The sequence below is a fragment of the Cloacibacterium normanense genome (assembly GCF_002943105.1).
In the GTDB taxonomy this organism is placed as follows: Bacteria; Bacteroidota; Bacteroidia; order Flavobacteriales; family Weeksellaceae; genus Cloacibacterium.
On sequence record NZ_PTPZ01000003.1, the window covers coordinates 36,126 to 48,794 of the forward strand.

At 33.0% G+C, this 12,669-nt stretch carries 13 protein-coding genes and 1 tRNA gene; 6 read left to right on the forward strand and 8 right to left on the reverse strand.

Annotation, left to right across the window (positions count from 1 at the left end):
* Positions 1 to 8: 8 nt before the first annotated feature.
* The 6 genes from C3729_RS05625 to rbfA form a co-directional block, all read right to left on the reverse strand.
* Complete coding sequence (locus tag C3729_RS05625; RefSeq protein ID WP_104793264.1) at positions 9 to 608, reverse strand: hypothetical protein; 600 nt, start codon at positions 606 to 608, stop codon at positions 9 to 11.
* A gap of 4 nt (positions 609 to 612) precedes the next feature.
* A complete protein-coding gene (locus tag C3729_RS05630) occupies positions 613 to 2,397 on the reverse strand; it encodes a DUF349 domain-containing protein (protein WP_104793265.1) in 1,785 nt (594 codons plus the stop codon).
* A 172-nt stretch (positions 2,398 to 2,569) separates the two neighbouring features.
* Complete coding sequence (locus tag C3729_RS05635) at positions 2,570 to 3,304, reverse strand: shikimate dehydrogenase family protein (RefSeq protein ID WP_104793266.1); 735 nt, start codon at positions 3,302 to 3,304, stop codon at positions 2,570 to 2,572.
* Between the two features lie 61 nt (positions 3,305 to 3,365).
* On the reverse strand, positions 3,366 to 5,159 hold the full coding sequence (locus C3729_RS05640; protein WP_104793267.1) for an endonuclease: 1,794 nt from the start codon (positions 5,157 to 5,159) through the stop codon (positions 3,366 to 3,368).
* 54 nt (positions 5,160 to 5,213) lie between these two features.
* Positions 5,214 to 6,428: an ABC transporter permease gene (locus tag C3729_RS05645; protein ID WP_104793268.1), complete on the reverse strand. Its 1,215-nt coding sequence runs from the start codon at positions 6,426 to 6,428 to the stop codon at positions 5,214 to 5,216.
* Between the two features lie 3 nt (positions 6,429 to 6,431).
* Positions 6,432 to 6,794: a 30S ribosome-binding factor RbfA gene (gene rbfA, locus C3729_RS05650; RefSeq protein ID WP_069797170.1), complete on the reverse strand. Its 363-nt coding sequence runs from the start codon at positions 6,792 to 6,794 to the stop codon at positions 6,432 to 6,434.
* Between the two features lie 229 nt (positions 6,795 to 7,023).
* Here rbfA and mce point away from each other — a divergent pair, with 229 nt between their 5' ends.
* From mce to C3729_RS05675, 4 genes are all read left to right on the forward strand, one after another.
* The gene (mce, locus tag C3729_RS05660) at positions 7,024 to 7,422 is read left to right on the forward strand and encodes a methylmalonyl-CoA epimerase (RefSeq protein ID WP_104793270.1); all 399 of its coding nucleotides are present in this window, start codon (positions 7,024 to 7,026) and stop codon (positions 7,420 to 7,422) included.
* A 76-nt stretch (positions 7,423 to 7,498) separates the two neighbouring features.
* A tRNA-Ile gene (locus C3729_RS05665) sits at positions 7,499 to 7,572 on the forward strand.
* Between the two features lie 111 nt (positions 7,573 to 7,683).
* Positions 7,684 to 8,094, forward strand: coding sequence for an Rrf2 family transcriptional regulator (locus C3729_RS05670; RefSeq protein WP_104793271.1), 411 nt, complete (start codon positions 7,684 to 7,686; stop codon positions 8,092 to 8,094).
* Between the two features lie 53 nt (positions 8,095 to 8,147).
* A complete protein-coding gene (locus tag C3729_RS05675) occupies positions 8,148 to 8,801 on the forward strand; it encodes an NAD(P)-dependent oxidoreductase (protein WP_104793272.1) in 654 nt (217 codons plus the stop codon).
* Positions 8,802 to 8,849: 48 nt separating this feature from the next.
* On the opposite strand, the gene C3729_RS13210 is transcribed toward C3729_RS05675, so the two are convergent.
* Complete coding sequence (locus C3729_RS13210; protein WP_165785728.1) at positions 8,850 to 8,993, reverse strand: hypothetical protein; 144 nt, start codon at positions 8,991 to 8,993, stop codon at positions 8,850 to 8,852.
* A gap of 80 nt (positions 8,994 to 9,073) precedes the next feature.
* Positions 9,074 to 9,964, reverse strand: coding sequence for a M23 family metallopeptidase (locus C3729_RS05680; RefSeq protein WP_104793273.1), 891 nt, complete (start codon positions 9,962 to 9,964; stop codon positions 9,074 to 9,076).
* 288 nt (positions 9,965 to 10,252) lie between these two features.
* Between C3729_RS05680 and C3729_RS05685 the strand changes: the two genes are divergently transcribed.
* Both C3729_RS05685 and C3729_RS05690 read left to right on the forward strand, forming a co-directional pair.
* Complete coding sequence (locus C3729_RS05685) at positions 10,253 to 11,263, forward strand: NAD(P)H-dependent glycerol-3-phosphate dehydrogenase (protein WP_104793274.1); 1,011 nt, start codon at positions 10,253 to 10,255, stop codon at positions 11,261 to 11,263.
* A gap of 73 nt (positions 11,264 to 11,336) precedes the next feature.
* On the forward strand, positions 11,337 to 12,635 hold the full coding sequence (locus C3729_RS05690; protein ID WP_104793275.1) for an aminopeptidase P family protein: 1,299 nt from the start codon (positions 11,337 to 11,339) through the stop codon (positions 12,633 to 12,635).
* Positions 12,636 to 12,669: the final 34 nt, after the last annotated feature.

Genomic DNA, 12,669 nt, shown 5'->3' on the forward strand with positions numbered 1-12,669 from the left:
TTCCGGAATTAGTTAGTTTTTAGAGTTACAGAAGGAATGGTCATGGTAATAATTCCTTCTAAAAGTTTATTTCTTTTTTTGCCGATTGATTTTTCAAAACCTTTAGCGTCTCCTGTAGATTTTTCTTTGTAGGCAACTATCATAAAAGTGCTTTCTTCGCCTAACAGTGTATTTCTGAATCTGTAGATGTTATAATCTGCAAATTCTTCTTCTGGTGCTTCCGCTTTTTTATCTTTTGGAACATTGGTGGTAATAAAATCTACTACGAATTCGGTTCCATTAGGATTTTCGGTAACATTGTAAGTGCAATATTTATCAGTTTCTGCTCTTCGGTCGAGTTCTTCTGTTTTTTGATAAGTAGCTTCTTTAGCGTCTATACTTTTATTGAAAAAATAAATGGTAATTACCGCTGAAGCATCTTCAATCCTTTCGTCTTCTAAAATGTATTCTTGTACAAATTGGACTTTAGATTTTTGCTGAGCAGAAGCCAATACATATTTACTTTCGTTAAAAGTAAGTTCTGGCACACCAATTAAGTCTTCGGTATTTTGTGAATAAAAAATCCCCGAAAATAGTAAAAGTACAACTATCGAAAACAGTTTATGCATAATGTTATTCTCCCGAAATAATGTGGTGAAGGCTTTGTTTTAACATTTCTAACTGAGCTTTTTTGTCATCAATCTTATCAAAAGTATCTTTCAATAAAGGATTATCACGAGATACTTTGCCAAAGAAACCTAAGTTGTTTTCTAGTTTTACAATTTCTGCTTCTAAATCAGCTACTTGATTTTTGATTTTTCTAGCTTTATCAGTTAATTGAGATTCGGTAAGACCTTCTTCTTTCAAATCAAATTCATTGATTTTGTTTAGTCTTAATTTCTCTCTCATCGTTTTATTAAACTCTGTATTGATAGCCATTTTATCTCTTGGTACTTTTCCGATGTTGTTCCAAGCAGTTTTAATATTTTCAATTTTTTCTACGCTTCCTTCTTCGTCGCCAATTTCTTTTAATTCATCTAAAAGCGCACGTTTTTGTTTGTAATTTTCTTTCCAGTCGTCTGTTACAGCGTTGTTTTTAGTTCTGTAATTGTTGAAAAACGTGTTGCAAGCTTCACGGAAATCATCCCAAACTTTATTGGTCATACTTCTAGGAACGTGACCTATTTTTTTCCAGTCTTCTTGTAATTTTTTAAATAGCGGAACTGCAATTTCCCAATCTTCAGAATTCATATTATCCTGAGCAGTTTGTATGAGCTTCAGTTTTTCTTCTAAATTGGTATGCTGAGAGTTTTTAAGCCCTTTGTAGAATTCATTTTTCTTCGCGTTAAAAGCTCTAAGCGCTAATTTGAATTCGTTCCAGTTCTGGTTAGAGATTTTTCTAGGAACACTTCCTAATTTTAAGAAATCTGCTCTTAAACTTTCTACGGTGTTTATGGCGTTTTGCCAGTAATTATGATTCGGAGCTTTATCAGGAGAAGTCAGTTTTTTAATCGTTTCGATGATTTGATTTTTCTTCTCAAGATTTGTTTGCTGTTCTCCTTCGATTACGGCTAATAATTCTGATTTTCTTTCGTGGATTTTGTTTGAAATTTCTTTGAACTCTTCCCAAGTTTTATCACGGAATTCTTCAGCAACTGGTTCTGCTTCTTCTTTCCAAAGCTTGTGCAAAAACTGTAATTCGTTTAATGCTTTTTGTACTACAGGTTCGTTTTGTAATTCTTTGGCTCTGGCAATAATATGCTGTCTTTTTTCTAGATTATGAGCGTATTCTTGCTCTCTGTATTCTTTATTTAAATCTAACATTTGATAGAAATTATTCAAATGGTAGAAATAATTATTGTTAAGATTTTTGAATTCTGATTTTGCTACTTGTCCAGCGTTGCTCCATTCTTCTTTAATTTCTCTGATGGCGCGGAAAAGATTAGTGTTTGGTTCAGAATGCGTGTAAAGATTTTTTAATTTTTCTATGATTGAGATTCTCTTTTCGAGATTGTCTTTTTGCTCAGATTCTTGTTTTCTGTGGAAAACATCATATTTTTCTTTGAAAATATTGCTCAGTGCAGAAACTTTTGATTGAAGAGGATGTTCATAATGTGCATCTGCTTCTTTTTGGTCTTCACTTTCTAGGTTTATTTTGTGAAGAATCATTTCTTTTACTGCATTAAATTTTTTATGATTAGCTCCTGCATCTTCTGCATTAATCAGTGCTTCTAACTTGGTCATTAATTCTCCCGAAGTCATTTTTTCATGTTCGTGGTGTTCTACCATATCATGAGTTTCTTCTTCATGAACTTCTGAATCATGGCTTTCTTGAGGAGCAACAGATTGATTAGCAGTTTCTTCGTTTGGATTTACAAAGTTCTCTTGAGCTTCAGAATTAGGGTTATCTGTAATCATAGCAAATTAATTTTAAAAGTAATATGCTTTTTCAAACACTTTTTTGAATGTTTGAACGCATTTCGGCACTAAATTAAGGGTTTTTTATGAAATGTGCAATTTTTTTGAAAGCGATAATTGTGCTCACTTTCAAAAAATACATCAGTCTAAATCTGTGATGGCTAAGAAGTGTTTACAGTTCTTCTTTCCAAATTTCCCAAGCTTTTTCGGCTTGTTGTTCTAGCATGAAATAACCGTTAATGGTTTTTGCGCCTTTTTCGGCAGCGTTTTTTAAAAATTTAGAAAGAGTAGGGTTGTAAATTAAATCGATAACGAGATGATTTTCTGTAATATTTTCAAATGGGAAGTGAAGCGTTTCTTCTACATTAGGAAAAGTCCCTACTGGTGTACATTGTATGATGATGAGGTTTTCTAGGACTTGATTTTCAGTGAGATTTTGATAATTGATTTCCGTAGTTCTAGAAACGGTAATAAACGGAATATTATTCTTTTTTAATACAAATTGAACGGCTTTTGCAGCGCCGCCATTTCCTAAAACGATGGCAGATTTTTGGTGTGGTTTTTTGTGCAGAAGAAGTGTTTTTTCAAATCCAAATGCATCGGTGTTGAAACCTTTTGTTTTTCCGTTTTTGATGGAAATACAGTTGATGGCGCCAATTTCTTGGGCTTCTTCGCTCAATTCATCTAAATAAGGAATAATTTGTTCTTTGTATGGAATGGTCACATTAAGTCCTACAAGATTTTCGGTCTGAAAAATTTCAGGAATATTCTGAAGATTTTCGATGTCAAATACTTCATAGGAATGGTTTTTCAAGAAAAGTTTTTGAAATTTGTGTTCGAAATATTTTTTTGAAAACGAGTAGGAGATATTTCTTCCTACCAAACCTAATTTTACTGATTTTTCCATAATTCAAAGGTAATAAAAAAGGCTGGAAATTCTTCCAGCCTTGCAATGATTTGTATCAAGTTTATTCTACTACAAATTTCTGAGCATTATCATCAAATTTTGCAAAATAAATTCCTTTTGGTAAGTTTTTAAGAACTAAGTAATTTTTATTCAAAAAGGGTTTTTCTGCCACTTGAACTAAAACTCCGCTTGTGTTGTAAATCTCTACTTTTTTAATTTTACTTAAATTTTCACTTTTAACAAAAAGCATGTTGTTCTTAATAGGATTCGGATAAATGCTGAATTTGTTAGATTTTATTTCTGAGGTAGCTAAATCGTTATAGCAAGTCCAACTTAAATCATCAAAAGCCACTCTGTTAGAGGTTGTGCTATTATTTTGTATGCTAATCGTTACATTTCCTGAAACATTGATGTTTGAAATGGTAGTGGTAGTTACAGTGTCTGAGTATGGGATTGTTCCTTTTTCAACACCATTAATAAATAATTTAAAACTTCCATTTGTTCCAGAGAATTTAAGTTGTGTAGTTACTGTTAAACTTCCTATTCCTCCTGAAATAGATGAAGAGCTTAATTTACCATTCTTTACCGTAATTGCTTTATTATTAATTGTTTGGTCTGATCTAGAATCCGTTGCTGTCCATGTAATTCCAGCGCTGGTCCAATTTATGGTTTCATAGGTATTAGGAGTTCCGCTAATTCCCTCGAAATTTTCTGTGCCACAAGTGGTATTATTGTTATTTCCACCGCCGCCAGTATTTTCTGTGGTAGTTCCAGTAGCAGTATTACTTTGATTGGATGTATTGCCTGCAGCGTCTTTGGCTTTTATAAAAAATGTATATGTTGTAGATGGATTAAGGCCTGTTACAGTTGCGCTATTTGTGGCCGAAGATGTTTTAAGTGTTCCATCAACATAAATGTCATATGCAGCAACTATAATGTTATCAGTGGAAGCTGTCCAAGATAAAGATATTGTGCTAGAAGTACTTCCCGTAACGGCTAGGTTTGTTGGTGTAGTAGGTGCTTCTGTGTCAGGAGTTGTAGTTCCCCATATTAAAGCAACATATTCTGGGTGGTCAATAAATGGGTTTCTATTGCCTTGGTATGCATATGCTGCATTGTTTCTGTCTATTTCTCTTTGAGAGACAGGGTCATTAGTGTGCCATTCTTTGAGAACCGCCAATTCCCAAGCTTCTACTCCAGGAAATGCAGAGTTTGTAAGTATATCATTTTCATTAAAGGTAGAAAGTTTAGATTCATATCTTGTAGCAAAATATAAAATCATTCTTGCAATATCTCCTTTAAATTCATCTATAGGTTCGAATACTGTTCCAGTATAATTAGGTGATGCACTGGTTCCTCTTTTAGATCCGTTGGCTGAAACAAAATTAGCAGTTCCTACTTTTCCAAAAGGAAAATTACTTCTATTTCCGTTTACTTTTCCATCAGTTGGTACAATGTGATGAATATCCGAAACCATAGGAGACGCAGAATTAAAATATCCTTGTGGAAAAACGTGCTCTCTGTTATAGCAGTCACCTTCTACTTTATAGCTACCACATTGTTTAGAGCCATGTTGATAGACATAAGGGTCAGTTCCTTTAGGATTTTCTGAATATATGTCTAAAACTGAACCGTCTTTTTCGTAGTAATTGTCAGTATCTGTCGAGGGATATCCGTTGTACAAATTGTCGTAGGACTTCGTCTGATGACCATTTGTAATAATTTGGCTTAATTTTGTTTTTAATGCAGCGCCAGTTAGGCCAGCTGCTCCGTCATAGTAACCTGTAGGTATCTGTGCGAAAATGTTTGCAACAGAAAATAGTAATCCTACAATTAGTAAAGTTTTAATCTTCATAATGTTAAAGTAATAAAAAGGGACACAAAGTTATAATAATTATCAATAAGATAATTAATTATTTTCAATAATGTTCTCTTTATTAATTTTTGAGAAGATCCAAGAAACAGAAATACCAAAGAAAAGTCCTATTAAAGCCACATAGAAATAATTAGGCCAGAAAATTTTTACAGGGAAAGGTAATGTTTCAGTAGCTTTGAAAATGCCAGTTTGTATTTGGACAACACAAATAATCGTCCCCAAAATCAAGCCCGAAATCACTCCAAACAGTACAATAAGTAAACCAGTATTGAAATAAGTCTTTCGTAAATCACTAATCGTAAAACCTAAAGAAATCAATGATTTAGCTTGGTCTTTTTTGTCGAGTTGAAGAATAATAATAGCACCTGCAAGGTTAAATGTAGTAATGAAAATTACCAAAGCAAAGATGAGGTAAATCATCAGTTTTTCGGTGTTAATCATTTTCCAGAAGGCAGCGTTTTCTTCTGCTTTTGTTTTTATGGTGATTTGATTGCCGAGTTTTTTTTGTAAATTTTCTTTTACAGCGTCTGCTTTTTCAGGATTTTTTAGTTTTATGGCAATTTCGTAAGCAGAATTTTTAGGCAAGTTTAGTAACTCCGAAGTCAGTTCCAGCGGAGCGATAATGTAATTGTTCAATTGGTCATTTCCAGGGAAAATTCCAGTAACGTAAATATCTTTTTTGTTGAAAATATCTTCTTCTTTATTGATGATTCCTTTGCCTGGTTTTGGCATAAAAAGAGTTGCTACGTTTACATCATTAGCTACGGGAATTGCCAATCTGTTGTTCAGTTGAGCTTCCATAATCACTTCATTCATAAATTTAAATGAAGGATAACTTCCGTAGAAAATATTTTTGTCAATAGGGTTTACTTTTACATAAGCAGAGTCTACGCCTCTTATGTAAGCAATTTCTCCTGTGTTTTTGTAATCGATATATACTTTTTCTTCAATCATTTTAGAAAAATGACTGATTTCGTTTTCAGATTTCAGGGTAGAAGTTACTTTTTGAATATTAGGAATAACTTTTCCTTGAGTGCTTTTCAGCGTAAGATCAGCATGAAGGTTAGAAATAAAATCTTTGTTGAGGTCTTCTAATCCAGAAAAAACCGAAATAATAATAAACATAGCGGCTACCGCAACCATCATAGCAAAAGCAGCCAATCCTGTAATAAAACTTACAGCTTGGCTTCCTTTTTTAGCAATGAGATATCTTCTCGCGATATAAAAAGCGGTATTTCCTTTGGCCATTTTTTATAAAATAGGATTGTCTCCTAGACCTTTTAGTTCTTTTTCTATACGTTCTACATCATCTAATGTAGTGTCTAAATAGAAATTAAGTTCAGGAATAATTCGCACTTGTTTTGCCATTTTCTGACCAATAAAATTTCTGTAGAAAGACTTATTTTCGTCTATCTCCTTCATAATTGGCGTTCTAAATTCTTGCGGAAAGATGCTCAAATAAATTTTAGCAATGCTTAAGTCAGCCGTTACCTTTACATCAGAAACGGTAATTAGAAAATTTTGTTTGCTCTCTGAAGCGAGTTTTCTAAAAAGTTCAGCAAAATCTTCTTGAATAATCTGTGCTACTTTTCTTTGTCTGTTACTTTCATTCATGTTGCAAATTTAGTATTTTTGTTTGAGATTTTGGGCGTGTCCTTTTCTTTTTGCCAATCGCAAGGTCTTGACCATAAAAAGAAAAGGTCGGTATTCGGCTCCCACTTTTTTCTAAATTTTTTATCAAAACCTATGCCTTTGCAATAAAAATTTAGAAAAAGAGTTCCGCCTACTCCCTCACGCAAACTAAGATTTTAATAGAAATTAAGTAAAAAATTACCACATCATCATGAAAATAGAACACTTAGGAATCGCCATTAAAAGTCTAGAAACATCAGACAATCTTTTTGCAAAACTTCTTGGGAAAAGCAACTATAAACAAGAATCGGTAGAAAGAGAAGGTGTAACTACCTCTTTTTATCAATTAGGAGAAAGCAAAATAGAACTTTTGGAAGCCACCAATCCAGAAAGTCCTATTGCGAAGTTTATCGACAAAAAAGGAGAAGGAATTCACCATATTGCTTTCGGAGTAGAAGATATTAGAGCAGAAATAGAAAGATTAAAAGAAGAAGGTTTTGTTTTTATCTCCGAAGAGCCAAAAGATGGCGCAGATAATAAGTTGGTGGTTTTCTTACATCCTAAGTCTACAAATGGAGTTTTGGTAGAATTGTGTCAAGAAAAACCTTAATTTTTTTTTGAATTTTCCGAAAAAATCTTACATTTGCACACCCAATTGAAATAAAGATATTTTATCATAAATATTTGGCCTTGTAACTCAGTTGGTTAGAGTAGCTGACTCATAATCAGCAAGTCCTTGGTTCGAGCCCAAGCTGGGCCACAAAATCCTCAGAATTTCTGAGGATTTTGTTTTTTTAAGAGAATTTTTTTTTCAACCTTAAATGTAATAAAATTTGTTACAATTAAAAATTTTTATATCTTTGCAACATAAATGAACAATACTCGATTTTCCACAGCGCTTCATATTATGACTATTCTTGGTTCTAAACCAGAAGAATGGCATACTTCTGATTGGTTAGCTGGAAGCATCAATGTAAATCCTGTAATCGTAAGAAAAGAAATATCTGTGCTTAGAGAAGCAGGTTTGGTAGAGAGTAAAAAAGGTAAAGAAGGCGGCACTAGATTAGGGAAAAACCTCAACCAAATTACGATTGCCGAAATTTACAATGCCGTAAAAAACTCAGAGGTTTTAGGTAAAAAAAATCAACATCCTAATCCGAAATGTGAAGTAGGAAAAGTGATTAATCAGCATTTGGATCTTCTTTTTTCTGAAACAGATATGGTAGTGGTGAATTTCTTAAAAGAAAAATCTTTGAAAAATTTTATAGAACAATTCAAATAAAATTTTTTAAGCATAAATGTAACATAAATTATTACAATTTAAATTATATAAAAATGAAAAAAGTCGCAGTCATTGGTGCAACAGGTTTTGTTGGCACTCAAGTAGTAAAAGAATTAGCAAATAGAGGATATTTTGTAAATGCTTTGGCTAGAAATACTTCTAAAATCGAAGAATCAGAAAATGTAAAAGCAGTAACTGCAGATATTTATAATACAGCTGAATTGTCAGAAATCCTAAAAGGAAATGATGCGGTGATTAGTACTTTCAACCCAGGTTGGACGAATCCAAATATTTTTGAAGATTTCTTAAAAGGAGCAGAAAGCATCGAAAAAGCGGTAGAAGAATCTGGTGTAAAAAGATTTATTACTGTTGGTGGAGCAGGAAGTTTATATATTGCTGAAAACCTTCAATTAATAGATACTCCAGAATTTCCAGCGGAGATTAAACCAGGCGCAGAAGCAGCCAGACAATATTTAGAAATGATTAAAAAGAATGAGAAGCTAGATTGGACATTCTTTTCTCCAGCCATAGAAATGCATCAAGGAACAGCAGGAGTTAGAAAAGGAACCTATAGAACAGCGCTAGAAAATCCTGTTTTTGATGAAAGCGGTAGAAGTGTTCTTTCTGTAGAAGATGTAGCAGTAGCTCTGGTAGACGAATTAGAAAATAATCAGTTTGTGAAGCAAAGATTTACTGCGGCTTATTAATTCAATAAAACTATTATAAAACTGATTCTTTAATTAGAGTCAGTTTTTTTATTGGTATTCGTCTCTTATTTCTTTACTTTTAGCAAAACAAACTGGCGAAGAATTTTCATTGATAATGATTTCCTTCTTTTCGGTTGAATTCTTTTTTTTAGACTTCTCTTTAGCTTTTTTAGGAACTTTGTCTTTTTTCATGACCCAAAATTTTCACTAAAGTTAAATAAAAAAAGCATCCAATCAAGTGGATGCTTTCTTCAAATTTTATATTTCGATTTTTATAAATTCAGAAATAATTTAGGGTTTACAGGTGTATTGTTCTTATGAACTTCGTAATGCAAATGTGGACCGGTGCTTCTTCCAGAATTGCCAGATTGTGCGATTACTTCTCCTGCTTTTACACTTTGGTTGGCTTTTACATTAATTTTAGAAAGGTGAGCGTAAAGCGTTGCTAAACCATTACCATGACTGATGATTACACAGCTCCCGTAACCACTTTTTTGACCTGCAAAAATCACTTTTCCAGTAGCAGTACACATTACATCGCTACCATAACTTACGCCATAATCTATTCCTTTGTGGAATTGCATTTGGTCTTTTTCAGCAGGAGCAGCGTTTTTTGATGCTACGTTAACGTTGCTTTTGTTGATTACATTTCCAGCGCTGTCTTTTTCTATTTTTTCAGATGAAATAGCAAGAGGTCTTGCAGAAGCGAGTAGGATTTTCTTAGACGGAATAGGATTTTTTCTCATCCCAAAATTAGAAGAAAGAAAACCGTTATTTATTGGGTGACCAACTGGAACTTGCTGTAAACGTTTTTCTAATTCTACAAGATATTCAGAATATCTAGAACTTTGATTAGACAGATAAACCGAACTAGATAAGCTGTCTCTAGATAGTGCTTCTATACTTAGATTAGAGGCGTTTTTTGCCTTTAAATAATTGTTGATTGTTCTTACTGTATTGTCTACAGCGGCTAAATCATTTTTTAATTTAAAGAAATCTAAGCTGTCTTTTTGGGTGTTGATTTTTACTAAATTGACTTGATAATTTTTGTCATCTTTTTCTGAATATAATTTTGCAATAACAAAACTTTGCAGAAGGATAACGAAAAGAAGAGCGCCCATGAATAGCTGAACATTCTTCTTTTTTATAAAAAATTTCTTCATTACTTTTTTCTCAGTTTTTCAATTTTTAGCGACGCCAAAATTAATTAAAATATTTTAAATCAATGTTTTTGCTCATCCAAAAACGATGAATTATGATAAAAATTATGCCAAAGTATTGTTAATAAAAGTATAAATTTGTTAAAAATAATTGATTATTATTGCTTTTATTATACTTGAAACTCAGTAGGTAAAGTCAATCTGTGAAATCTATTTTTGTTAATATGATTTTTTTAAGGTTTAGCTTCTCACTATAATTTGTATCTTTGTTTTTCTACCAAATTTTTTAAAATGGCTAAAAAGAAAGGCAAAGAATTGCCAACTGTTGGGGTTGTAGGAAGCGGCAGTTTCGCTACGGCAATTGTAAAAATGCTATTAGAAAATGCGAAATTGGTGCATTGGTGCGTAAGGAATGAGTTTGTAAAAGGAGCTCTAGAATTGCGCGGCCATAATCCTAATTACCTTACTGCGGTTGCTTTTGATATAAAAAAACTGAAAATCACTACAGATATTAATGAGTTGGTTTCTGCTTGTGATATCGTAGTTTTGGCAACTCCTTCTATCTATCTTGCAGATGCAATAGAAAAAATGACTTGCGATTACGAAGGAAAATTATTCGTTTCTGCAATCAAAGGGATTGTTCCTAAACATAATGATGTAGTAGCACATTATTTAAGAGATGTTTTTAAAATTGGTTTCAGAAGTCAAGCGGTAATTGCAGGACCTTGTCACGCAGAAGAAGTGGCGATGGAAAGATTGTCTTATCTTACCATTGCAGCAGCAGAAAAAGAACATATTGATGCGCTTAGAGAACTTTTTACTTCGGATTATATCAAAGTAAGCTGTTCCAAAGATATTCTAGGCAATGAATACAGTGCTATTCTTAAAAATATTTATGCTATTGCAGCAGGAATTGCAAGTGGATTAGGTTATGGTGATAACTTTAATGCGGTTTTGGTTTCTAATGCGATTAGAGAAATGGAATTGTTTTTAGATGCAGTCTATCCAGAGCATAGAGAAGTGAATGATAGTGCATATTTGGGAGACTTATTGGTAACGGCTTATTCGCTTTTTTCTAGGAATAGAAATTTAGGAAATCTTATTGGTAAAGGATACACTGTGAAATCTGCGGTACAATCTATGAGCATGGTTGCAGAAGGGTATTACGCCACTCGCGGAATTTACGAAATTGCTTACGAAAAGAAACTGAAAACGCCAATCATCAACACAGTTTTCAGTATTTTATATGAAGGAAAAGATGCCGAAAAACAATTTAAAAAATTAACGGAAAAATTAACGTAAAATTAATGGTGCTAAAGCCTTATCGCTTTTTTCAAAATTCATTAACTTTACCACACTTTCTAATTTTCATACAATGACAACTAAATACGAACAAATTTCTAGTTCACTTTTTATCAAAAATCGTAAAAAGTTTGTAGAAAAAATGCAGCCTAATTCTTTGGCTATTTTTAATTCTAATGACATCTATCCAGTAAGTTCAGACTCTACCATGCCTTTTGCGCAACACAGAGATATTTTTTATCTGAGCGGAGTAGATCAAGAAGAAAGCATTTTGTTGATTTTTCCTGATGCTTACAATGAAGAACACCGCGAAATTCTTTTCTTAAGAGAAACCAATGAACATATCGCTGTTTGGGAAGGCGAAAAATTAACCAAAGAAAAAGCAACTGAAGTTTCTGGAGTAAAAACAGTACTTTGGTTATCAGATTTTGATAGAATTTTCTATAATCTGATGAACGAAGCCGAGAATATTTATCTCAATAGAAACGAGCATTATAGAGCGGTTTTAGAAGTGCAAACTCGTGAAGACAGATTCATCGAAAGAGTAAAAAGAGAGTTTCCGCTTCATAAAATTTTAAGAAGTAATCCTATTCTTCAGCATTTGAGAAGCATCAAAGAGCCAGAAGAAATAGAATTATTACAAAAAGCATGTAACATTACCGAAAAAGGCGTGAGAAGATTGCTTTCTTTCGTGAAACCTGGAGTTTGGGAATACGAAATTGAAGCAGAACTCATGCACGAATTTTTGAGAAATAGAAGTAAAGGTTTTGCGTATACGCCAATTATTGCAAGTGGCGAAAACGCAAATGTACTGCACTATATTGCCAATAATATGCAATGTAAAGATGGAGATTTAATTTTACTAGATGTAGGTGCGGAATATGCTAATTATTCATCTGACCTTACCAGAATGATTCCTGTGAATGGTAAATTTACAGCGAGACAAAAAGAGATTTATAATGCAGTTTTAGACATGAAAAACTTTGCGACTTCTCTTTTAGTTACTGGAAACAACTGGTACGATTATCACAAAGAATGTGGAGAATTCTACACGTCTAAATTCTTAGAATTAGGACTTCTTGACAAAGCTGATGTTCAAAACCAAGATAAAAATTGGCCAGCTTACAAAAAATACATGATGCACGGAACGTCTCACCATTTAGGTCTTGATACACATGATTACGGAATTTTAAAAGATAAATTTGTGGAAAATATGGTGTTTACCGTAGAACCTGGAATTTATCTTCCTGCAGAAGGTTTCGGGGTGAGAATAGAAGATGATATGGTCATTCAGAATTCTGGACCTGCTTTTAATCTGATGAAAAACATTCCGATTGAAGTAGAAGAAATAGAAGAATTGATGAATTCTTAAAAAATATTAAGGTGTTTCTAAGTCAGAAACACCT